At 68.6% G+C, this 22504-nt stretch carries 22 protein-coding genes; 10 read left to right on the top strand and 12 right to left on the bottom strand.

Annotated features, from left to right (window positions below):
- The first annotated feature begins 112 nt into the window (after positions 1-112).
- On the top strand, positions 113-982 hold the full coding sequence (locus Bsp3421_RS08700) for an MOSC domain-containing protein (RefSeq protein WP_273998046.1): 870 nt from the start codon (positions 113-115) through the stop codon (positions 980-982).
- 91 nt (positions 983-1073) lie between these two features.
- Here the strand turns inward: Bsp3421_RS08700 and Bsp3421_RS08695 are convergent, their stop codons facing one another.
- Positions 1074-2495: a sensor histidine kinase gene (locus tag Bsp3421_RS08695; protein ID WP_273998045.1), complete on the bottom strand. Its 1422-nt coding sequence runs from the start codon at positions 2493-2495 to the stop codon at positions 1074-1076.
- Positions 2492-3163, bottom strand: coding sequence for a response regulator (locus Bsp3421_RS08690; protein WP_273998044.1), 672 nt, complete (start codon positions 3161-3163; stop codon positions 2492-2494). The genes Bsp3421_RS08695 and Bsp3421_RS08690 overlap by 4 nt, the downstream gene beginning before the upstream one ends.
- A gap of 125 nt (positions 3164-3288) precedes the next feature.
- On the opposite strand from Bsp3421_RS08690, the gene Bsp3421_RS08685 reads away from it, so the two are divergent.
- The 5 genes from Bsp3421_RS08685 (at position 3289) to Bsp3421_RS08665 (ending at position 9653) form a co-directional block, all read left to right on the top strand.
- Complete coding sequence (locus Bsp3421_RS08685; protein WP_273998043.1) at positions 3289-4377, top strand: ABC transporter substrate-binding protein; 1089 nt, start codon at positions 3289-3291, stop codon at positions 4375-4377.
- A gap of 86 nt (positions 4378-4463) precedes the next feature.
- Positions 4464-6230, top strand: coding sequence for an ABC transporter permease (locus tag Bsp3421_RS08680; RefSeq protein ID WP_273998042.1), 1767 nt, complete (start codon positions 4464-4466; stop codon positions 6228-6230).
- Positions 6223-7290: an ABC transporter ATP-binding protein gene (locus Bsp3421_RS08675; protein WP_273998041.1), complete on the top strand. Its 1068-nt coding sequence runs from the start codon at positions 6223-6225 to the stop codon at positions 7288-7290. The genes Bsp3421_RS08680 and Bsp3421_RS08675 overlap by 8 nt, the downstream gene beginning before the upstream one ends.
- 98 nt (positions 7291-7388) lie before the next feature.
- Positions 7389-8462 carry a porin gene (locus Bsp3421_RS08670; protein WP_273998040.1) on the top strand — a complete coding sequence of 358 codons (1074 nt, stop codon included), beginning with the start codon at positions 7389-7391 and terminating at the stop codon, positions 8460-8462.
- Between the two features lie 267 nt (positions 8463-8729).
- Positions 8730-9653 (top strand): SAM-dependent methyltransferase, encoded by a 924-nt coding sequence (locus Bsp3421_RS08665; RefSeq protein WP_273998039.1) that lies wholly within the window; start codon positions 8730-8732, stop codon positions 9651-9653.
- A 9-nt stretch (positions 9654-9662) separates the two neighbouring features.
- Here Bsp3421_RS08665 and Bsp3421_RS08660 read toward each other — a convergent pair whose 3' ends face one another.
- Positions 9663-10142: a hypothetical protein gene (locus Bsp3421_RS08660; protein WP_273998038.1), complete on the bottom strand. Its 480-nt coding sequence runs from the start codon at positions 10140-10142 to the stop codon at positions 9663-9665.
- Positions 10143-10298: 156 nt separating this feature from the next.
- On the opposite strand from Bsp3421_RS08660, the gene Bsp3421_RS08655 reads away from it, so the two are divergent.
- A complete protein-coding gene (locus tag Bsp3421_RS08655; RefSeq protein WP_273998037.1) occupies positions 10299-11069 on the top strand; it encodes a class I SAM-dependent methyltransferase in 771 nt (256 codons plus the stop codon).
- Positions 11070-11126: 57 nt separating this feature from the next.
- On the opposite strand, the gene Bsp3421_RS08650 is transcribed toward Bsp3421_RS08655, so the two are convergent.
- Both Bsp3421_RS08650 and Bsp3421_RS08645 read right to left on the bottom strand, forming a co-directional pair.
- Positions 11127-11630 (bottom strand): hypothetical protein, encoded by a 504-nt coding sequence (locus Bsp3421_RS08650; RefSeq protein WP_273998035.1) that lies wholly within the window; start codon positions 11628-11630, stop codon positions 11127-11129.
- Between the two features lie 94 nt (positions 11631-11724).
- On the bottom strand, positions 11725-12843 hold the full coding sequence (locus Bsp3421_RS08645; RefSeq protein ID WP_443111499.1) for a branched-chain amino acid ABC transporter substrate-binding protein: 1119 nt from the start codon (positions 12841-12843) through the stop codon (positions 11725-11727).
- A 451-nt stretch (positions 12844-13294) separates the two neighbouring features.
- Between Bsp3421_RS08645 and Bsp3421_RS08640 the strand changes: the two genes are divergently transcribed.
- From Bsp3421_RS08640 to Bsp3421_RS08630, 3 genes are all read left to right on the top strand, one after another.
- On the top strand, positions 13295-13468 hold the full coding sequence (locus tag Bsp3421_RS08640) for a hypothetical protein (RefSeq protein WP_273998033.1): 174 nt from the start codon (positions 13295-13297) through the stop codon (positions 13466-13468).
- Positions 13469-13526: 58 nt separating this feature from the next.
- On the top strand, positions 13527-14492 hold the full coding sequence (locus tag Bsp3421_RS08635) for an alpha/beta hydrolase (protein ID WP_273998032.1): 966 nt from the start codon (positions 13527-13529) through the stop codon (positions 14490-14492).
- A 219-nt stretch (positions 14493-14711) separates the two neighbouring features.
- Complete coding sequence (locus Bsp3421_RS08630) at positions 14712-16127, top strand: MFS transporter (protein ID WP_273998030.1); 1416 nt, start codon at positions 14712-14714, stop codon at positions 16125-16127.
- A 413-nt stretch (positions 16128-16540) separates the two neighbouring features.
- Here the strand turns inward: Bsp3421_RS08630 and hpaI are convergent, their stop codons facing one another.
- The 7 genes from hpaI to Bsp3421_RS08595 all read right to left on the bottom strand — a co-directional run bounded on the left by hpaI (position 16541) and on the right by Bsp3421_RS08595 (position 22448).
- Complete coding sequence (gene hpaI, locus Bsp3421_RS08625; RefSeq protein WP_273998028.1) at positions 16541-17344, bottom strand: 4-hydroxy-2-oxoheptanedioate aldolase; 804 nt, start codon at positions 17342-17344, stop codon at positions 16541-16543.
- Between the two features lie 10 nt (positions 17345-17354).
- Positions 17355-18158: a 2-oxo-hept-4-ene-1,7-dioate hydratase gene (gene hpaH, locus Bsp3421_RS08620; RefSeq protein WP_273998027.1), complete on the bottom strand. Its 804-nt coding sequence runs from the start codon at positions 18156-18158 to the stop codon at positions 17355-17357.
- A gap of 18 nt (positions 18159-18176) precedes the next feature.
- The gene (locus Bsp3421_RS08615) at positions 18177-18569 is read right to left on the bottom strand and encodes a 5-carboxymethyl-2-hydroxymuconate Delta-isomerase (RefSeq protein WP_273998026.1); all 393 of its coding nucleotides are present in this window, start codon (positions 18567-18569) and stop codon (positions 18177-18179) included.
- A gap of 27 nt (positions 18570-18596) precedes the next feature.
- Positions 18597-19445: a 3,4-dihydroxyphenylacetate 2,3-dioxygenase gene (gene hpaD, locus Bsp3421_RS08610; RefSeq protein ID WP_273998025.1), complete on the bottom strand. Its 849-nt coding sequence runs from the start codon at positions 19443-19445 to the stop codon at positions 18597-18599.
- A 65-nt stretch (positions 19446-19510) separates the two neighbouring features.
- Entirely contained in the window at positions 19511-20974 is a 1464-nt protein-coding gene (gene hpaE, locus Bsp3421_RS08605; RefSeq protein WP_273998024.1) for a 5-carboxymethyl-2-hydroxymuconate semialdehyde dehydrogenase, read from the bottom strand.
- A 23-nt stretch (positions 20975-20997) separates the two neighbouring features.
- Positions 20998-21762 (bottom strand): fumarylacetoacetate hydrolase family protein, encoded by a 765-nt coding sequence (locus Bsp3421_RS08600; RefSeq protein ID WP_273998023.1) that lies wholly within the window; start codon positions 21760-21762, stop codon positions 20998-21000.
- Positions 21759-22448, bottom strand: a complete 690-nt coding sequence (locus Bsp3421_RS08595) for a fumarylacetoacetate hydrolase family protein (protein ID WP_273998022.1) — start codon at positions 22446-22448, stop codon at positions 21759-21761. Before Bsp3421_RS08595 ends, Bsp3421_RS08600 begins: the two co-directional genes overlap by 4 nt.
- Positions 22449-22504: the final 56 nt, after the last annotated feature.

The raw sequence follows: 22504 nt of genomic DNA, 5'->3' as shown, positions 1-22504 counted from the left end.
CGCGCACCGGCATCGTCCCGGCCATCCGCCGGGACGCGCCACTATCTGGCACAATCAGGAGCGGTCCGTCGCGGGCCGCCCTCCTCCCTCCCGATTCATCCGAGCCAGCGTCATGCCTTCCATCAGCGCCCTTTTTACCTACCCGATCAAATCGTGCGGCGGCATCGCGCTGTCGCGCGCGCAACTGCTCTCCACCGGGCTCGAATACGACCGCAACTGGATGGTGGTCAACGCCGCCGGGAACATGTTCACGCAGCGCACGCATGCGCAGCTGGCGCGCGTGAAAACCGCGTTCGACACCGGGCACCTCGTGATCCGCGCGCCCGACATGCCCGAGCTGCGCACGCCGCTCTCGGCGGCGGCGCTCGCCGATGCCGAACCGCTCGCCGCGACCGTCTGGCGCGACACCGTGGGCGCGCTCGACTGCGGCGCACAGGCCGCGTCCTGGTTCAGCGAATTCCTGGGCGAACCCGCCCGTCTCGCGCGTTTCGCGCCCGCGGCGCGCCGCGCGGTCAGCAGCAAATGGACCGGATCGGTGGCCTCGCACACGCAGTTCGCCGACGGCTTCCCCCTGCTCGTGATCGGCCAGTCCTCGCTCGACGATCTCAATGCGCGGCTGCGCGCGAAGGGCGCGCCCGCGATTCCGATCGACCGCTTCCGGCCGAACCTCGTGCTGGATACGCTCGACGCCTACGAGGAAGACTACGTCGAGGAACTCACGTGCCGCGCCGACGCGCACGAGGTATTGATCCGCCTCGTCAAGCTGTGCACGCGCTGCCCGGTGCCGAACATCGACCAACAGACCGGCGCGCCCGACCCTGCATGGCCGCATGAACCGACCGACACGATGAGCGGCTATCGCGGCAGCCCGCAGTTCGACGGCGCGTTGACATTCGGCAAGAACGGCATCGTCGTGCGCGGCGAAGGCGCGCACCTCGAGGTCGGACAAACCGTCGGCGCGGAACTCGGTTTCGGCGACTAGCCGCGCACGCCGCCGCATGGGGGTGCGCGGTGTGCGGCACCGGGTACAGGACGCCAAACGCCGCGCACCCGGCCCCCATCCGCGCGATGGTTCACTCCCTCCACACCGGCAAGCTCACGCGCACGACCAGACCTCGCCCCGAGCAAACGCCGCCCGACGGACCGCCGCCCGACGCGTCCAGCAGCGCGATCTCGCCCTGATGCACGCGCACGATCTCGCGCACGATCGACAGCCCCAGCCCCGTCCCCTCCACCGCCTGCGTCGCCGCGCTGCGATAGAAGCGGTCGAACACCGCATCGCGTTCGTCCGCCGCGATGCCCGGCCCGTTGTCGATGACCTCCAGCACCGCCTGCGCGCCCGCGCGCGCGACCCTCACCGTGATCACCGCCTCATCGCCCGCATAGCGGATCGCGTTGTCGATCAGGTTGCCGACCAGCTCCGCCAGCAGGTCCGCGCGCCCCGTGACCGTGACGTCCGCGTCGTGCTCGAAGCCGAGATCGATCGAGCGCGCGCGCGCGACGGGCGACCAATCGAGCGTCACGCCGCGCGCGATCTCGTGCAGCGCGATCGGCTTGCGCTCGATCGCATAGCCGCTGTCCGACTCCAGCCGCGACAGCGACAGCAGCTGCTGCACGATCTTCGCGGCCTGCCGCACCGCGTCGTCCGCGCGGCCCAGGTGCGCCTGCGCGCGCGGCGCTTCATCCGGCCGCCGCGCCAGCTCGACGCCCGCCTGCACCGCGGCGAGCGGCGTCTTCAGCTGGTGCGCGGCGTCGGCGAAGAAGCGCCGGCGCGCGCCCTGCATGCGCTGGGTGCGCGCGATGTACTGGTTGAGCGCGTCGACGAGCGGCGCCAGTTCGCTCGGCATGCCGGCCGTGTCGAGCGGCGCGAGATCGCCGTCGGCGCGCGCGGCGACCGTCCCGGACAAACGCCTGAGCGGCCGCAGGCCGCGCGCCACGCCGAACCACACGATGCCGAGCGCGAGCACCACCAGCAGCCCTTCCTGCTGCAGCGAGCCGACCAGGATCTCGCGCGCGAGCGCCTGGCGCGCCTCGATCGTCTCGCCGACCATCACCCACACAACCCGCGTCTGCGCGCTCGGCACGTCGTGCACGGGCAGCCGCAGCGCGGCCATGCGCAGCTGCTCACCGCGATAGAGCGCGTCGTAGAAGCGCGTCTCGAACAGCGCCACGCTGGCCTCGCGCGGCCTCGGCAAGTCGGGATAGCCCGTCACCGCGCGCCCGCCGTCCTCGCGGATCAGGTAGTAGATCTTGCCGCCGTCGTTCGATTCGAACATCTCGAGCGCGAGATACGGCAGGTCGACCTCGATCTCTCCGTTGCTGAGGCGCACGCCTTCGCGGATCGATTTCAGCGACGACGCGAGCGTGCGGTCGAACGCCGTGTGCGCGGCGCTCATCGCGCGCTGGTAGGTGAGCCAGGAATCGAGCGCGAGCAGCCCGAGCAGCGGCAGCAACAGCCACAACCCGACCTGCATGCGCAGGTTGACGCGCGTCATGACGCCTTCGCCTCGAGCAGGTAGCCGAGGCCGCGCAGCGTGACGATCGCGACCCCGCTGTGTTCGAGCTTCTTGCGCAGCCGGTACACGTAGATCTCGATCGCGTCGGCGTTGACCAGTTCGTCAAGGCCGAAGATCTTCTCCGACAGCGTCTCCTTGTTGATCGCGCGGCCGTTGCGCAGGATCAGCACTTCGAGCACCGAACGCTCGCGCGGCGTCAGCGCCACCACTTCATTGTTCAGACGAAAACTACGATCGACGCTGTCGTATTCGAGCGGCCCGCACTCGACGCGCGTGTGCTCGTGGCCGAGGCTGCGGCGGATCAGCGCGCGGGCGCGCGCCTCCAGTTCGGTCAGGTCGAACGGCTTCGCGAGATAGTCGTCCGCGCCGAGGTCGAGTCCCTTCACGCGATCCTCGACCGAGCCGTGCGCGGTCAGGATCAGCACCGGCACCGGGTTGCGCCGCGCGCGCAGGCGCCGCAGCACCTCCAGCCCGTCGAGCTTCGGCAAGCCGAGATCGAGGATCACCAGTGCGTAGTCCTGCGTGTGCAGCACGTGGTCGGCCGCCTCGCCGTCCGCCATGTGGTCGACCGCGAAACGCGCGGCCGTGAGCGCGGCCGTCAGCGATTGTGCGAGCAGGGGATTGTCTTCGACCAGCAGGACGCGCATGCATCACCTCGGGAAATCCATGACCTAAAGACCGCTATTGTTACGCGAAATGAAAGCAGGCTGAAAGTGCCTCACACTTACCATCCGCCTCACTCATACCAAAGCAGTCCATCTTGGAGGAAGACATGCAGTTTGCATCGAAAGGTATCGCCGCGCTGCTGGCGCTCGCCGCAGGTACCGCATTCGCGCAGGCGCCGGCCGGCTATCCGGGTAACTACCAGGGCATCATCGATGCCGCCAAGAAGGAAGGCAAGCTGATCGTCTACTCGACCACCGACACGGGCCTCGTGCGCCCGCTGATCAAGGACTTCGAAGGCCTGTACGGCGTGAAGGTCGAGTACAACGACATGAACAGCACCGAGCTGTACAACCGCTTCGTCAGCGAGAGCGCCGCGAAGAGCACGAGCGCCGACGTCTTGTGGAGCGCGTCGATGGATCTCCAGGTGAAGCTCGTCAACGACGGCCTGATGCAGACCTACGAATCGCCGGAAGCGGGCAACCTGCCGCAATGGGCGCAGTACCAGAAGCAGGCCTACGGCACCACCTTCGAGCCCGTGTCGATCGTCTACAACAAGCGGCTGATCGCCGAGAACGAAGTGCCGAAGACGCGCGCCGACCTGATCAAGCTGCTGCAGTCGCAGCCCGAGCGCTTCAAGGGCAAGGTCACCACCTACGACATCGAGAAATCGGGCGTCGGCTTCAACTTCATCACGCAGGATGCGCACGTCAACGAGCAGGTCACCTGGGAACTCGTGCGCGCGATCGGCGCGACCGGGCCGAAGCTGCAGTCGAGCACCGGCGCGATGATGGAGCGGATCTCGTCCGGCGAGAACCTGATCGGCTACAACATCATCGGCTCGTATGCGTACGCGAAGGCCAAGAAGGACAAGTCGATCGGCTATGTGTTCCCGAAAGACTACACGCTCGTGTCGAGCCGGCTCGCGACGGTGTCCAAGCAGGCGAAGAACCCGAACGCGGCGAAGCTGTGGATCGACTACCTGCTGTCGAAGCGCGGCCAGACGCTGATCGCGAACCAGGCGAACCTGTATTCGATCCGCGCGGACGTCTCGGGCGAAACGTCGATGGCCGGGCTGACCAAGGAACTCGGCGACGCGCTGAAGCCGATCCCGATCGGCACCGGGCTGCTCGTCTACCTCGACCAATCGAAGCGCCTCGCCTTCCTCAAGCAGTGGCAGCAGGCCGTCAAGCGCTGATCCGGCGCGCCTGAGCGCGCCGTCTCGCGCGCGCTCCCTCCTCCCTATTTCCTGACAGGCGGCCCGCGGGCCGCAGGGGCGAACTCATGCTTACCACCAGCACCGGCGGGACACCTCCCGCTCTTCCGCGCGAGCGCGACGGCCGTGTGCCCGCGCTGCCCGCGCCCACCCTGGGGCCGCTCGCGGGCCTGTTCCGCTGGCTCGTGATCGCGACGCTGACGATCGCGGTCGCGCTGCCGCTCGGCTTCATCCTGTTTCAGAGCGTGTTGACCGCGCCGTTCTTCGACGCGAATCGCGCGCTCGGCCTCGACGGTTTCCGCTTCATCTTCAGCGATCCCGACTTCTGGTCCGCCACCCGCAATTCGTTCGTGATCGCCAGCGGCATGCTGTTCATCTCGATCCCGTTCGGCGGCATCCTCGCGTTCCTGATGGCGCGCACCGACCTCCCCGGCCGCCGCTGGCTCGAACCACTGCTGCTCACGCCGGTGTTCGTGTCGCCGATGGTGCTCGCGTTCGGCTACGTCGTCGCGACGGGGCCGGTCGGCTTCTACTCGGTGTGGTTCAAGTCGCTGCTCGGCCTCCACGAGGTGCCGTGGAACGTCTACTCGATCTTCGCGATCACGGTGATCGTCGGGCTCACCCACGTGCCGCACGTGTACCTGTACGCCTCCGCCGCGCTGCGCAACCTCGGCTCGGACGTCGAGGAAGCGGCGCGCGTGGCCGGCGCGCGGCCGTTCCGCGTCGCGCTCGACGTGAGCCTGCCGATGACCATGCCCGCGCTGCTGTTCGCCGGCGTGCTCGTGTTCTTCCTCGGCTTCGAGGTGTTCGGCCTGCCGCTCGTGCTCGGCGATCCGGAAGGCCACCTGGTGCTCGCGACCTACCTGTACAAGCTCACCAACAAGCTCGGCGTGCCCTCGTATCACCTGATGGCGGCCGTCGCGGTCTGCATCGTCGCGATCACGTTCCCGCTCGTGCTGCTGCAGCGCCGGCTGCTGCGCACCGCGAACCGCTTCGTCACGGTCAAGGGCAAGGCGGGCCGCGCCACCGTGCTGCCGCTCGGCGGCTGGCGCTGGGTCGCGCTCGCGATCGTCGCGCTGTGGCTCTTGCTGACGGTGTTCGTGCCGCTCTCCGGGATCGTGCTGCGCGCGTTCGTCACCAACTGGGGCGAAGGCGTGCCGCTCGCCGAGGTGCTGACGCTGTCCAACTTCGTCGAGCTGTTCGAGCAGGACAACCTCGTGCGCGCGATCGTCAACACGCTCGGCATCGGCGTGCTCGGCGGCGCGCTCGCGATCGGCTTCTACACGCTCGTCGCCTTCGCCGGCCACCGCCGCCACGACTGGGCCACCAAGCTGCTCGACTATCTCGTGCTGCTGCCGCGCGCGGTGCCGGGGCTGCTCGCCGGCCTCGCGTTCCTGTGGATCTTCCTGTTCGTGCCCGGGCTGCGCGAGATCAAGAACTCGATGTGGAGCATCTGGATCGCCTACACGGTCGTGTGGCTCGCCTACGGGATGCGCTTGATCCAGAGCGCGCTGCTGCAGGTCGGGCCGGAGCTCGAGGAAGCGGGCCGCAGCGTCGGCGCGACGCGCGCGCGGGTCTCGCTCGACGTGACGCTGCCGCTCGTGCGCTTCGGCCTGCTCGCCTCGTGGCTGCTGATCTTCATGATCTTCGAGCGCGAGTACTCGACGGCCGTCTACCTGCTGTCGCCGGGCACCGAGGTGATCGGCGCGCTGCTGGTGTCGCTGTGGGCGACGGGCGCCGTCGATCAGGTCGCCGCCCTTTCTGTCATCAACATCGCGATGGTCGGCGTCGGACTCGGCGTGGCCCTGCGTTTCGGAGTGAAACTTCATGGATAAGCTGACCGTCGACAACCTCTTTCTCAGCTACGGCGCGAACCCGATCCTCAAGGGCGTGTCGTTCGAACTGAAGGCGGGCGAAGTGGTCTGCCTGCTCGGCGCGTCGGGCAGCGGCAAGACCACGCTGCTGCGCGCGGTGGCCGGCCTCGAACAGCCGTCGGACGGCCGCATCCAGCTCGACGGCAACGTCTTCTTCGACGGCGCGAACCGCATCGACCTGCCGGTCGAGCGGCGCGCGCTCGGCCTCGTGTTCCAGTCCTACGCGCTGTGGCCGCACCGCACGGTCGCGGACAACGTCGGCTACGGGCTCAAGCTGCGCCGCGTCGCGTCCGACGAGCGGCAGCGCCGCGTACAAGGCGCGCTCGATCAACTCGGGCTCGGCCACCTCGCGCAACGCTATCCGCACCAGCTGTCCGGCGGCCAGCAACAGCGCGTCGCGATCGCGCGCGCACTGGTCTACAACCCGCCCGTGATCCTGCTCGACGAACCGCTGTCGAATCTCGATGCGAAGCTGCGCGAGGAGGCGCGCGCGTGGCTGCGCGAGCTGATCGTGTCGCTCGGGCTGTCCGCGCTGTGCGTGACGCACGATCAATCGGAAGCGATGGCGATGTCGGATCGCATCCTGCTGCTGCGCAACGGCCGCATCGAGCAGGAAGGCACGCCCGCCGAGTTGTACGGCGCGCCGCGCTCGCTCTACACGGCCGAATTCATGGGCAGCAACAACCGCATCGATGCGCGCGTCGCGTCGATCGACGGCGAGCGCGTGACGCTCGCGGGCGACGGCTGGCAACTGCAGGCGCTCGCGCGCGACACCTTGCAACCGGGCCAGGACGCGCAGGCCGTGATCCGGCTCGAACGCGTCCAGGTCGCGGACGGGCCCGGCGCGAACCGCCTGCAGGCGGAACTCGTGACCTCGATGTATCTCGGCGATCGCTGGGAATACCTGTTCCACTGCGGCGCGCTGCGCCTGCGCGCATTCGGGCAGGTGCCGCGCGCGGCGGGCCGCCACTGGATCGAGTTCCCGGCGAACGACTGCTGGGCGTTCGCGAAGGCGGGCTGAAGCATCGCGCCGCCGCCCCGCCGGGCGCGCGGCGCACCCCGTGCGCGGTCATGCGCCGTGCGCGACAACAAGCACGACCACAACAGGAGACAGCGTCAATGAACAAGCAGCACCTGCTGGCCGCCTCGGCGGCCGCCGGACTCTCGATCGCCGCGCCGGCCGCCCACGCACAATCGAGCGTCACGCTCTACGGGATCATGGATGCCGGCCTCGAGTTCACGAACCACGCCGCGCCGGAAGGCGGCAACGCGGTCCGCCTGAAATCGGGCAACAAGAACACCTCGCGCTGGGGCCTGCGCGGCGTCGAGGATCTCGGCGGTGGCCTGAAGGCCGTGTTCCGGCTCGAAAGCGGAATCGACCTCGCGAACGGCGGCCTCGACGACGGCCCCGACTCGATCTTCGGGCGGCGCGCGACGATCGGGCTCAAAGGCCGCTGGGGCGAACTGACGCTCGGGCGCAACTTCACGACCACCTACGACTACATGCTGCAGTTCGACCCGATGGGCTACGCGCAGAACTACTCGTGGGCCACGGCCTCGACCGCGACCGGCGGCCGCAAGGACGGCCTGTTCACGCGCTCGTCGAATGCGGTGCGCTATGACGGCGAATACGGCGGCTTCAAGTTCGGCGCGATGTACGGCTTCGGCAATATCGCCGGCAGCGTCAAGGCCAGTTCGAAATACGACGTCGCGCTGGGCTACGAAAGCGGCCGGTTCGCCGCCGTCGTCACGTTCGATCGCCAGAACGGCGCGGGCGACAACGTCACGCCGGCCGATCCGGTCGACTACATCCAGGGCATCCACGCGGGCCTCAGCTACGACTTCGGCAATCTGAAGACGATGGCGGGCTATCGCAACTATCGGCGCACGTACCACACCACGGCGGCGACGCAACTCAGCGACATGTACTGGGTCGGCGGCTCGTATCAGTTCACGCCGACCTTCTCGCTGATCGGCGCGGTCTATCACCAGGACCTCAAGGGCGGCACCGACGCCGACCCGACGCTCGTTTCGTTGCGCGCGCAATATGCGCTGTCGAAGCGCACCGTGCTGTACGCGGCGGGTGCATTCGCGCTGGCCAAGCATGGCCGGAACGTGAGCGTGTCGCGCGACGTGGCCGGGTATGCGAGCACGCAGGTCGGGGTCACGGCGGGTATCCAACAACGGTTCTGATGTAACGGGGCGCAAGCGGCGCCCCGCAGCGGTGAAACGGGAGCGCGGGCACATCCGCGTTCGCTGGGTTGGCGCGACAGTGGAAACGCTGTCGCGCTTTTTTTCTCGGCGCGGCGCCACGCGGCGCCGCCGGGGCGGACCGGATCGCAACAGTGGCCTGCTGCGTTGACGATTTCGTCCACCGTGCCTACCGCTCCTACGCAAATCACGCGACGCGGCCTATGATCAAACGGTCGGCCGATGAGGCATGCATACAGCGGAGCGGACATGGACAAGTCAGCGGGCCTGATCTCCCACGGCGGCGAGACCGATGCGTCGAGCCCACGCGCCATCGCCTCCATCAAGGCGCGGCTGCGCGCCGGCAGCGATCTTCCCGCTGCGACGCTGGAGAAGGTGCTGAGCCTGGTCGACCAACTGGCCGAATTCGAGCTGGGCAGATTCATGCTGGTCAATCGCGGGCTCGATGCGCAGTGGATACATCGCATCGTGACTTACCGGCCCGGCAGCCTGCGCGCGGGCGCCGTTCCCGATCTCGAATACCAGGTGTTCGAGAATCTGCCGCTGATGCGCGCGACGCGCGAACGCTTCGGGATCTTCCAGACCCTCCTGCAGGAGCGGATCACGCCGGGCAGTACGCTCGCATCGGTGCCGTGCGGATGGATGGGCGACTTGCTGCTGCTCGATTACGCACACTGCCCCGACGTCAGGCTGATGGGCATCGATCTCGACCCGCAGGCGCTCGACGGCGCGCGCGCACTCGCGGCGGAGCGCGGCCTCGGCGCGCAATTGAGCCTGCATCTCGCCGATGCATGGAAGCTGGACCTGTATGCGGTGGCCGATACGCTGACGAGCAACGGCCTCGACGTCTATGAATCGGACAACGCGCGCGTGGCCGCGCTGTACCGCAAGTTTCACGACGCCCTCAAGCCGGACGGTCTGTTGGTCGCGAGCTTCCTGACGCCGCCGCCCGGCTGCTCGGCCGCATCGCCGTGGGACGCCGCCGCCATCGACCCGGACGCGCTCGCGTTACAGCATCTGCTGTTCGCGCAGGTCATCGGCGTCAAGTGGCGCAACTACCATACCTATGCGCAGATGCGCGAGCAATTGCAGCATGCGGGCTTCGTCGACATCCGCTTCATCGACGACCGCGCGCGCATGTACCCGACCGTGACCGCGCGCAAGCGGTGCTGAGTCGCAGGTCTAGGCTACGACCGTGCCATCGCCGGCGGCTTTCTTTGCCCGCCAGAGCCAATGCATGTCCGCGTCCCGCGCGCTGTCGAGCAAACGCCCCTCCAGGTCATCGCCGGACAGTTCGCCAATCCGCCCGCGGATCCGCCCGCGGATCTGCTCGCGCAGCGTCTCCCAGTGCTGGATGGACGGATGGGATTTATTGATTTCGTGCCCGGCCTGATCGTGCCCGGCCCCCTCGACACCCGACGCATCCACGCCGTATTTATCCGCGAACGCGAGAACCTGACTTTTCAACTGCGCCCGCTCCATCTTCAAGGCTGCGACGCGCTCCCCCGGTATAGAGGAGTTCAACGGCAGTCTCATCGTACTGCCCGGCCCGGTGAGCTTGACGGGGCGCGTCCCGCCTTGCGCCAGCCCCGTCAGATTCTGTTTAATTGTATTTCTCGCATCGGGTACGGCATGAGCAATATTGCCGGTCCGGAAAACCACTGCGAGGCGAATCGGAAGCCGGGTCGCGAAGCACGAAGCACAGGCTGCGCGGATGCATCGCCCATGCGCCGCGCGCCCCATCCGTCGTATAGTGTGATCCGGCGACGCGCACCGCGCCGCCTCCCCTCCACGTTGTCACACGCTCGCGAATACGCCATGAACCCAAACGCCAGCCAGCACAACCAGACCATCATCTCCCAGTTCTCCCGCCAGGCCGTTCCGTTCGCCGCACTGCCGGGCCATTCCACGTCGATCCGGACGCTGATCGACCTGTGCGAATTGAACGGCACGGAAACCGTGCTCGACGTCGCTTGCGGCCCCGGCCTCGTGGCCAATGCATTCGCCGAGCACGCGGCGCACGTCACGGGCCTCGACCTCACGCCGGACATGATCGAGGAAGCCCGCCGACGCCAGCCCGCCACGCTCGACAATCTCGACTGGCGGGTCGGCGACATCCGCGCGCTGCCGTTCGCGGACGCAAGCTTCTCGGTCGTCCTGACCCGCTACACGTTCCACCATTTTCTCGATCCGCAGGCGGCGCTGCGCGAGATGATGCGCGTCTGCCGGCCGGGCGGCCGGATCCTGATCGCCGACATCGTCCAACAGCCGGACAAGGCAGCAGCCTACGACCACCTCGAACTCCTGCGCGATCCGTCGCATGTGCATGCACTGACGTTCGCCGAGATGGACGCGCTGATCGCCGGCTCGGGGCTCGCGGACATCCGCACCGCACGCTACAAGATCGACACGCCGCTCGACCCGCACCTGGCGGCCTCGTTCCCGAACCCGGGCGATGAAGCGAAAATCCGCGACCTGTTCGCGGCGGAACTCGAAGAGGATCACCTGGGCCTCGACGTGCGCCGCACCGGCGACGGCATCGTCTTTTCGTTTCCGATCCTGGTCGTGACCGGCATCAAGCCGGCCTGATCGCGCCTGCCTCGACCGGCGCGCGGATGCGCGCCGGCGCATCGAAGAATCGAAGAATCAGCGAATCAGGTCGCAGTGAATCTGCAGGCTCTCGGTCGGGTTGCGGTGGATGCGAAACCCCTGCGCCGCGAGCGCGGCCTTGACCGAGGCAAGCGCCGGCCCGCAACGGCGCGCGCGTCGGCGCTGCCAACCCAGCGGCGTGAACACGCCCAGCGGCAGCATCCGCACGCGGCGGCCGTCGAGCCGCAACGATACGTCGACGTGCGTGCCGTCGACGTCATGTCCGTTCGCGCCGAAGATATCGGCGATCTCGTCGCGCCGCGCCGGATACAGCAGGCGGAACATCGCCCTGCCCGCCGCGCGAAATCCGTTGCGCGCGAAACCCAGCGAAGACGACCTCGGCTCGAAACCGCGCGTGAGCACGAGTTCGATCGTCGCGGGCAATTGCGCCTGCGCGGCCTGCAGCATGCCGAGCACCTCGGCCTCCACCGCCACCTGGCGCGCGGGCCAGCGCGGCCGGATCAGCACGCCGGCCCGCGCGCCGCGCGTCAATACCAGCACATTCGTCTCCCCTTGCCGCGAACCCGCGCCGCATGCTGCCAGCGCGGCCCGCGACCGCCCGCCCGGCTCGATGAGAGCAGGGCGGGCAAGCTCATCACATCTTCACTTCGTCGAGGAAGGTCTTCTTGAGGTTCTTGTAGCTGTACAGCGAGATCACGCTCTGCTTCAGGTCGCCCTTCGCATCGAACATCGTCTGACCGATCACGCCCTTGTAGTCCGTCGCCGGCATCGCCGCGAGAATCTTGGCCGGATCGACCGAATTCGCGCGCTTCATCGCATCGACGACGATATACACCGCGTCATACGCGAACGGCGCATCGAACTTGATCGCCTGGCCGAAGCGCTTCTGATACTTCGCGAGGAACGCCGCGCCGCCCGGCATCTTCTCGAGCGCCGCGCCCGCCTGCGAGCAGACGATGTTCTCGACCGCTTCGCCCGCGAGATCGGACAGCTGCTCGGTGCACACGCCGTCGCCCGAGAAGATCTTCGCGCGCAGGCCCAGTTGCCTCGCCTGCTTCGCGAACGGGCCGCCCGTCGCATCCATGCCGCCGTACATGATCGCGTCCGGGTTCTCGCCCTTGATCTTGGTCAGGATCGCGCGGAAGTCGACCGCCTTGTCGTTGGTCGCGTCGTGCGACAGCACCTTGAGGCCGAGCACCTTCGCCTTCTTCTCGAACTGGTTCGCGAGACCCTGGCCGTAGGCGGTCGAATCGTCGACCACGGCCACGCTCTTGATGCCCTTCGATTGCGCGTAGCTCGCGAGCGCCGGGCCTTGCTGCGCATCGGTCGCGACCACGCGATAGGTGGTCTTGAAGCCTTGCTGCGTGTAGGCCGGGTTGGTCGCCGACGGCGAGATCTGCACGATGCCTGCATCGCTGTAGATCTTCGACGCCGGGATCGAGGTGCCCGAGTTCAGGTGGCCGATGACCGCCACGACCTTGTCGTCCACGAGCTTCTGCGCGACCTGCGTGGCCGTGCGCGGATCGGCCGCGTCGTCCTGGCCGTCGAGTTGCAGCGTGATCTTCTGGCCGCCGATCGTCAGGCCCTTCGCGTTGATTTCCTCGACTGCGAGACGCGCGCCGTTTTCGTTGTCCTTGCCCAGGTGAGCGATCCCGCCGGTCAGTGGCTCCACGCTGCCGATCTTGACGACCTGATCGGCCAGCGCATCGGCCGCCGCAATGGAACACAGGATCGCTGCCGTACCCACCACCATGGACTTGCGCGCATTCTTTTGTTTCATCTGTATCTCCTGAAAAGTGAGAGACCGCCGCATCCTGGCCCGGATGCCTGTCGATCCGCCCTACGCCCAGCATGCGCCGCCGTGCGCGCTTCCCCCCGCAGCACGGCCCGCATGCCGGGCATCGGCTATCGTATCCCGACAAAAAACCGGCTGACTCCCATGTCACCCTCTAATCACGAATGGCGGCGACTGCCATCCATTCCCGCATCGCCCGCATGGAATCTTCAATCGTTCAAAAACGCGCGATCGCGTGTTTTAACGCTTCATTCGACGCCGAAGCAAAACGATCGGGGAAACATCGCGCAGCGAATCCGCATACGGCCGGCCGATGCGCCCGGTGTCTCATACGATACGCGCAGGCCGATGCCAGATCCAGCGTGACCGTGCCGTCATCACGGTCCTTTGCTTCCCGACAAACGACGCAATGAACGGACAGGCACTTTTCGTATTGAAATCGAATGGCGGCCAATCGGCTTTTTCATGGAATTCGCTCAAAAAATCGCGTCATGCCGCGCATCGGTTTCTCATGAAATCGACTCGCCGCCTTCAACGCGCCGCCGACGCGCGCGACTTTGCCGCCCGCGCATCCCGCGAGTGATAATGGCGGGCATGCCGCGCCGCGCGGCAGCCTCCCTCACCGACAGCCCCGCCGACACATGCTGAAAGCCGTCCTGGGTCTCACCGCCGCCATGATGGCGACCTCGCCCGCGTGGAGCGGCGCGCCATCCGTCGATCTCCACCTCCCCGGCCCTCGGGGCGAGCTGGCCGGAACGCTCGTCGCGCCCGCCGGCAGCCGTGCGGCCGTGCTCATCATTCCGGGCTCGGGGCCCACCGACCGCGACGGCGACAATCCGCTCGGCGTGCGCGCGCGTCCCTATGCGCTGCTCGCCGATGCGCTTGCGCGCGAACGGGTGAGCACCCTGCGCACCGACAAGCGCGGCCTGTTCGCGAGCCGGCAGGCGATCGCGGATCCCAACGCGGTGACGATCGACGACTATGTCGACGACACGCTCGCCTGGGCGCGCCTGCTGCGCGAGCGCACCGGCGCGCGCTGCGTCTGGCTGCTCGGGCACAGCGAGGGCGGACTCATCGCACTCGCCGCCGCCGCGCGCCATCCCGACACGCTGTGCGGCGTGGTGCTGGTCGCGACGGCCGGCAGGCCGCTCGCCGAGACGATCAAGACGCAGTTGCGCGCCAATCCCGCGAACGCACCGCTGCTCGATACGGCGGATCGGGCGCTCGACGCGCTCGCGGCCGGCCGCCGGGTCGACACGGCCGGGCTGCCCGCTCCGTTGGCCGCGCTGTTTCATCCGTCGATCCAGGGCTTCCTGATCAGCGCGTTCGCGCGCGATCCCGCGCAACTGATCGCGCGGATCGACAAGCCGGTCCTGATCGTCCAGGGCGCACGCGACCTGCAAGTCGGCGTCGACGATGCACGGGCGCTGCAACGCGCGCAGCCGTCGGCGGCGCTCGCCGTCTTCGCGGACGTCAACCACGTGCTCAAGGCCGTTCACACCGACGACCGCGCGGCGAACCTCGCGACCTACGCCGCCCCGGATCTGCCGCTCGCGCCCGATCTCGCCGACACGATCGCGCGCTTCGTCACGTCGCCCCGGCGCTGAACCGACACCCCGGGCCGGACGAGACGGCACTCACCGCGCCGCCCGGCGAAAACGCCCGGCGCGGCGCGCACCGCCTCGCCACCCCGCGCCCGCGCTCATATCTTCCCCGACTCAATCGCGGCCCAATAATATATTGGACACCCGGCCCGGCGCCCCGCATCCTTGCATCGCAATCGCCCCGGCCGCACCGTCGGCCGCCCTCATCGAGCGACGCCCACGATGCCCACGATCCGCCCGGCCTGTCCGATCCGCTGCCGCACGCCCCCGCCCGCCCCGACGCGCGCCGCGCGCCTGACGCCGTTCATTGCCGCGACCTCGCTCGGCTATTTCGTCGTGCAGCTCGACGTCTCGATCGTGAACCTGAGCCTGCCCGCGCTGCAGCAGGCATTCCAGGCCGGCATCCCGATCTTGCAGTGGATCGTCAACACCTACACGCTGGCATTCTCGGTCGCGCTGCTGTCGGCCGGCGTGCTCGGCGACCGCTATGGCAACCGCGCCTTCCTGATGCTCGGCTACGCGCTGTTCGCGCTCGCCTCGCTCGCATGCGCGGTCGCGCCCGATGCGCCGCTGATGCTCGCCGCACGCGTCGCGCAGGGTCTTGGCGCGGCGCTCGTGGTGCCCAATTCGCTCGCCGTGATCAATCAGCGCTTCGTCGACGACGAACCGACACGCGTGTCGCTGGTATCCGGCTGGGTGACGTTCGGGGGCGTCGCGCTGACCTGCGGCCCGCTGATCGGCGGCCTGATCAATGCGTTCGCGAGCTGGCGCTGGATCTTCGTGATCAACCTGCCGATCTGCGCGCTGGGCCTGCTGCTCGCCGCGCGCCATGTCGACGCCGCGCCGCGCCGGACCACCGCGCCGCTGGACTGGCTCGGCCAGGGGCTGCTGCTCGCGTGCGCGACGGCGCTGCTGGTGCTGATCATCAACCACGCGGCGCTGAGCCGCGACGTGCAGCTCGCGCTGCTCGCCGCGACATTCGGCGCCTTCGGCGCATTTCTCGCCGTCGAGCATCGGCACGCGCATCCGGCGATCCCGCTCGGCATCTTCGGCAATCCGGGCCTGCAGCAGGGGCTCGTATACGGCGGCCTGATCAACTTCGCGTACTTCGGCATCGTGTTCTTCGCGAGCCTGTACTTCCGCGGACAGCTGGGCATGAGCGCGGCCCGCGCGGGGCTCGCCTTCATCCCGATCACGCTGCCGCTCGTGCTCGGCAATCAGGCCGGCGCGCACATCGCGCGGGCCCGCGGCCCCGAACGCGCGATCGTCACCGGCTTCATGCTGATGATCCCAGGCCTGCTGCTGCTCGCGCTGCCCGCGCTGCGCCACGGCTATCTCGCGATGCTGCCCGCGTTCGCGCTGACCACCTTCGGCATCGGCTTCATCCCGCCGCTCGTCACCGCGATCGCGATGCGCTCGGTCGGGCCGGAGCGCGGCGGGATGGTGTCGGGCCTCGTGAATTTCTTCCGGCAGATCGCCGGTGCGTTCGGGGTTGCCGTGTTCGGCGGCTTTGTCGCGCCGACGCATGGCGCGACGGGCTATGCCGCGTTCAGCCTCGCGCTCGTCGCGATCGCGCTGGTGCTGCTGGTTGCGATCGGCGCATTCGCCGCCGCGGCGCGGCGAGCCGCGCGGGCGTGAGCCGCGCGGCGGCCATATTCGCGCGACGAACACCTGCGCCGCGCCTCGACCTTGAAACATGCGCCGAGCGGTTCCACGCTACATGCAGGCGCGCCGTCCAGCCCCACGACGCGTCACGCCGCATGACCGTGAATCGCGGCACCACCACGCTCGGCGGGCGGCATCGTCGCGCGCGGCTCCCTTGAAACGCCCAACGAACGGCACCGCGTTATCGGAAGGCGCGCCGTCGCGCATGACCGTGAATCGCGAGGCCACAGCGCGGCGGCCGCACTCGCTCGGCGGGTGCCATTGTCGCGCGCCTCTCCCTTGAAACGCGCGACGCGCGGTGCCGCGTTACATGCAGGCGCGGCATCCCGCCCCGCGACGCGTCACACCGCGTAGACGCGAGCCGCGCCGCGGCCGCGCCCGCTCAGTCAGTAAATACCATCGCCGCGCGCCGACCCGCGCGTCTCGCCCTTGAAGCGCGCGGCAAGCTGCTCCGCGCTGCGCGCGAGCAGCGTCGTGTCGACGCCTACCGCGACAAACGTCGCGCCCGCCGCCAGATAGCGGCGCGCGGCCGTCTCGTCGGCGCTGAGGATGCCCGCCGCCTTGCCGGCCGCCACGATCGTCGCGAGCGCGCGGTCGATCGCCGCCTGGACCTCGGGATGCCCGGGTTGCCCCAGGTGGCCAAGATCGGCCGCGAGATCGGCCGGGCCGATGAACACCCCGTCGACACCCTCGACGCGCGCGATCGCCTCGATCCGCTCCAGCCCCGCGCGCGTCTCCACCTGCACCAGCACCGCCATTTCGTCGTTCGCGCGCGCCAGGTAGTCCTCGACGCGATTCCAGCGCGACGCGCGCGCGAGCGCGCTGCCGACCCCGCGCACGCCGTGCGGCGGATAGCGGGTCGCGGCCACCGCCGCGCGCGCCTCCTCGGCGCTCTGCACCATCGGCACGAGCAGCGACTGCGCGCCGATGTCGAGCACCTGCTTGATCACGACGGGGTCGTTCCAGGGCACCCGCACCACCGGGTGCGACGGATACGCGGCCAGCGCCTGCAATTGCGCGAGCATCCCGGGCACCTGGTTCGGCGCGTGCTCGCCGTCGATCAGCAACCAATCGAAACCCGCCCCCGCGACCACCTCCGCGCTGTACGGACTCGCGAGCCCGAGCCACAGCCCGATCTGCGCGTCGCCGCGCGCGAGCGCCGCCTTGAATGGATTGACCGGCATCCGCATCGTCGCCTCCTCAGTCGAAATGGCAGTGAATCGCGCCGAGCGGACCGTAGTCGACGCTGAAGGTGTCGCCCGGCCGCGCCGCGCACGGCCGCGTGAACGACCCGCCGAGAATGATCTCGCCCGCCGCGAGCGTGACGTCGAAGCGCGCGAGCCGGTTCGCGAGCCACGCGACGCCGTTCGCGGGGTGATTGAGCACGCCCGCCGCCACCCCGGTTTCCTCGACCACGCCGTTGCGCGACATGATCGCCGCGACCCAGCGCAGGTCGACGTCCATCGGCCGCACCGGGCGGCCGCCGAGCACGACGCCCGCGTTCGCCGCGTTGTCCGCGATCGTGTCGAACACCTTGCGCGGCCGCTGCGTGGCGGGGTCGATCGACTGGCTGCGCGCGTCGATGATCTCGAGCGCGGGCACCACGTAGTCGACCGCGTCGTAAACGTCGAACAGCGTGCAGCCCGGCCCCTTGAGCGGCTTGCCGAGCACGAACGCCAGCTCGACCTCGACGCGCGGCACGATGAAGCGCCCGGTCGGGATCGTCGCGCCGTCGTCGAAGAACATGTCGTCGAGCAGCGCGCCGTAGTCGGGCTCGTCGATCTGCGACGACGACTGCATCGCCTTCGAGGTCAGGCCGATCTTGTGGCCCTTGAGCGCCCGGCCCTCGGCCAGCTTGAGATCGACCCAGCTGCGCTGGATCGCATAGGCGTCGTCGATCGTGATGTCGGGATGGTCGAGCGAGATCTGGCGGATCTGCTTGCGCTCGCGCTCCGCGGCGTGCAGCCGGCGCGCGAGCTGGTCGATGGTGGCGGTATCCAGCATGGTGGGAAGTCCCGGGAGTCAGGGCGCGCGCCGGTAGCGCGCATGGATGTTGTTGTGCTTGTACGTGCCGGCCTCGCTGAATTCGATCAGCTCCATCGACAGCGCCAGATAGCGGCGCGCGTACAGCTCGGCGAAATGCGCCTTGATCGCGTCGAACAGCGCGTCGCATGCGGCCTGCTTCACCGCCTCGTCGCGCCCCGCGCCGATCTTCAGCGTGACGTGCACGAAGGCGTCGTCCTCGCTGCCGTCGGCCACGCGGTAGTCATGCAGTTCGAGCGCGCGCGAGCGGATCCCGCCGATGGGAAACGCGCCGCCCTGCGCGATCAGCGTGTCGTTGATCGTCTTCAGCAGCGCGGGAATCCGCGCGTCGTCGCGGATGTTGTCGGTGTACTCGACCACGATGTGCGGCATGGAAAACCTCCGTTGCGTCGCGCAGGCTCAAGGCAGCGGGAAGATCGCGTTGATCTGCCCCGTGCCCGAGCTGGCGAAATAGTCGGTGACGATCTCGACCGGCTTGTCGTAGCGATCCCAGCCGAGCAGCCCGAGCAGCATCGCGGTGTCGTGCATGCCGCCCTCGCCGAAGCAATGCTGGTTGTACTCGGGCAGCATCTTGCAGAAGGTCGCGAAATCGCCCTGCTTCCACAGCTCGACGACCCGCAGGTCGACCTGCCGGAAGAACTCGCGGCTGATCTCGTGGATCGATTCCTCGGGGCTGCCGTTGTCGTTGAAGCGGTGCGACAGCGAGCCGCTCGCGAGGAACGCGACGTTCGCGCCGCTGGCCTCGATCGCCTCCTTGAGCGCGACGCCGAAGCGGCGGCTTTCGTCGAGCGTGTGCCACATGCACCAGCCCGCGATCGACACGACCTTGAAGTGCTGGTCGGCGTTCATGTAGCGCATGGGCACGAGCGTGCCGTATTCGAGTTCGAGGCTGTCGATCTCGTGCGCGCGGGTGCCGATGCCGTGCTCGTTCGCGGTCGCCGCGATGAGCCGCCCGAGTTCCGGGTTGCCCGGGTACGCATACTGCATGTCGCGGATGAAATGCGGCAGTTCGTTGCTGGTGTAGATGCCCGAGAACTGCCGGTTGCAGTTGATGTGATAACCGGCGTTGACGAGCCAGTGCACGTCCGACACGACGATCGTGTCGACGCCGAGCGCGCGGCAGCGCTCGCCGATCAGCCGGTGGCCGCGGATCGCCGCTTCCCGGCAGCCGTGATGCCTGCCGGGAAGCTCGGACAGGTACATCGACGGCACGTGCGTGATCTTCGCGGCGAGGGACAGCTTGCCCATCGTGAGTCTCCTGCCGCCTGCCGGCGGATCGCGCGGCGGCGGCCTTGCGGTTCGTCTTCAGCCCCTCACGCGCCCCAGTGGGGGATGTGGTGGCTGCCCATCGAAATGCACACGTTCTTGATCTCGGCGAACACCTCGAAGCTGTACTCGCCGCCTTCGCGCCCGGTGCCCGATTCCTTCACGCCGCCGAACGGCTGGCGCAGGTCGCGCACATTCTGGCTGTTGACGAACACCATGCCCGCCTGGATCCCGCGCGCGAGCCGGTGCACCTTGCCGACGTCCTGGGTCCAGATGTACGACGCGAGCCCGTAGGCGGTGTCGTTCGCGAGCCGCAGGCCGTCGTCCTCGTCGTCGAACGGGATCAGGCACGCGACCGGCCCGAAGATTTCCTCCTGCGCGATCCGCATCCGGTTGTCGACGTCGGCGAACACCGTCGGCCGCACGAAGTTGCCGTCGCGCAGATGGCCGGGCAGGTTCGCGGGCTTGTCCGCGCCGCCCGCGACGAGGCGCGCGCCCTCCTGCTCGCCGATCCGGATGTAGCCCGTCACCTTGTCCCAGTGCGCGCGCGTGATCATCGCGCCCAGTTGGGTCGCCTCGTCCGACGGATCGCCGACGATCAGCTTGTTGGCGCGGCGCGCGAACTCGGCGACGAACGCATCGTAGATCGAGCGCTGCACGAAGATCCGCGAGCCGGCCGTGCAGCGCTCGCCGTTGATCGAGAAGATCGTGAACAGCGCGGCGTCGAGCGCGCGTTCGAGGTCGGCGTCCGCGAACACCAGCACCGGCGACTTGCCGCCCAGCTCCATCGAGTACTTCTTGAGGCCCGCGCGCTCCATGATCTTCTTGCCGGTCACCGTGCCGCCCGTAAACGACACGGCGCGCACATCGGGATGGCGCACCAGCGCATCGCCGGCCGTCGCGCCGTAGCCCTGCACGACGTTGAGCACGCCGGCCGGGATCCCGGCCTCGAGCGCGAGGCGGCCGAGCTGGTCGGCGGTCAGCGGCGACAGCTCGGACATCTTGAGCACCGCCGTATTGCCGAGCGCGAGGCACGGCGCGGTCTTCCAGGTCGCCGTCATGAACGGCACGTTCCACGGCGAGATCAGCGCGCACACGCCGACCGGCTGGTACAGCGTGTAGTTCAGCATCTGGTCGTCGACCGGATAGGTGCGCCCGTTCATCTGCGTGCACACCTCGGCGAAGAAATGGAAATTCTCCGAGGCGCGCGGAATCAGCTGCTTCCTGGTCTGCGCGATCGGCAGGCCGGTGTCCTGCGTCTCCAGTTCGGCGAGCATCGGCACGTTGCGCTCGATCAGCTCGCCCAGGCGGCGCATCAGCTTCGCCCGCTCCTTGGCCGGCGTGTTCGCCCATTTCGGAAACGCGTCCTTCGCCGCGCGCACCGCCGCGTCGATCTCGGCCTCGCCGCCCGCCGCCACCTCGGCGATCACCTCGCCCGTCGCGGGATTGGTCGTCGTGAAGGTCTCGCGGCTCGCCACCTCGCGGCCGTCGATCCAGTGCTTGATGCTCATCTGACTCTCCTTGTGCGACGGGTTCAGCCCGCGCGATGATAATCCGCCTCGGCGACGATCGTGTTGACGAGCCGGCCGACGCCCTCGATCTCGGTCACGACCTCGTCGCCCGGCTGCGTGTCGGCCAGCCCCTCGGGCGTGCCGGTCAGGATCAGGTCGCCCGGCGCGAGCGTCATGAAGCCGCTGATGTACTCGATCAGCGCGGCGACGTCGAAGATCATGTCGCGCGTGCTGCCGCGCTGCGTCTCGCGGCCGTTGACCGTGGTGCGCAGCGTGAGGTTCAGCGGATCGTCGATCTCGTCCCGGCTCACGAGCCACGGCCCGAGCGGCGTGCAGGTGTCGCGGTTCTTCACGCACAGGTTCGGACGGTAGTAGTTCTCGAGATAGTCGCGGATCGCGTAGTCGTTCGCGACCGTGTAGCCGAGCACGTGATCGAGCGCCTGCGCGCGCTTCACGTTGCGCGCCGCGCGGCCGATCACCACCGCCAGCTCGCACTCGTAATGCATGTGGGTCGCGTCGCCCGGGCGCACGGTCTGCGCGCGATGGCCGACGAAGGTGTTCGGCCCCTTCAGGAAGATCAGCGGCTCGCTCGGCGCCTTGAACGCCAGTTCCTTCGCGTGGTCCGCGTAGTTGAGGCCGAGCGCGAAGGTCGTGCGCGGCGCGACGGGCGGCAGCCAGACGACCTCGGTTTCGTCGAGCACGCGCCCGGTGTCGAGGCGGATCCGGCCGTCGGCCGCGGGTTCGGCCGCATGCAGCGCGCCGTTGTGGATCACTCGCGCCGTTCTCATCGCGCGTCCTCCGCCACCAGGGTATGCCGCAACACGCCGAGCCCCGGCGCGTCGATCTCGACCACGCTGCCCGCGCGGGCGCGCGGCGCGAGCGCCGCGACGCCGAGCAGCAGCACGTCGCCCGCGTCGAACGACATGAACGCCGACACCTCGGCGATCAGCTGCGCGATCGGCCGCACCAGGTTCGCGGTGTTCGCCTCGAACACGGGCGCGCCGTCGATGCGCACGCCCAGCGCGAGCCGGCCGGGATCGCCGAGACGCGCGAGCGGCACGATCGCCGGGCCGAGCGGACAGAAGCCGTCGCGACACTTGTGGCGCACGGCCGGCCGGTAATAGTCGGGATGCGGAACCGATACATCGCTCGCGAGCGTCAGCCCCTTCACGTGCGCGAGCGCCGCATCGGGCGACACCCGCGTCGCGCGCCGCCCGAACACGACGCCGAACGCCGCGCCGATCTCGAGCGCCTCGACGCCCGCCGGCACGATCACGGCCGCGCCGTCGGGCGCATGCGTGTTCGCGGGCTTGAGATACAGCACCGGCGCCTGCGGCGGCTTGCCGTAAGGCGGCTGGTGGACCGCGTCGCCGAGCGCGGCGAGCGCGCTCCGGTCGTTCAGCAACGCGCCGTAGACCGTGCCGATGCGCACCGCCTCGGGCGGCCCGGCTTCATGAACACAAGACAGCTCCATGCCAGCTTTCCTTGCCGCGACGCGGCTCGATGTCATTAGTTAATATATTAACTATA

It is taken from the genome of Burkholderia sp. FERM BP-3421, from assembly GCF_028657905.1.
Lineage (GTDB): Bacteria > Pseudomonadota > Gammaproteobacteria > Burkholderiales > Burkholderiaceae > Burkholderia.
The sequence above is the reverse complement of the archived record's forward strand: the minus strand, read 5'-3'. Positions and strand labels throughout refer to the sequence as shown.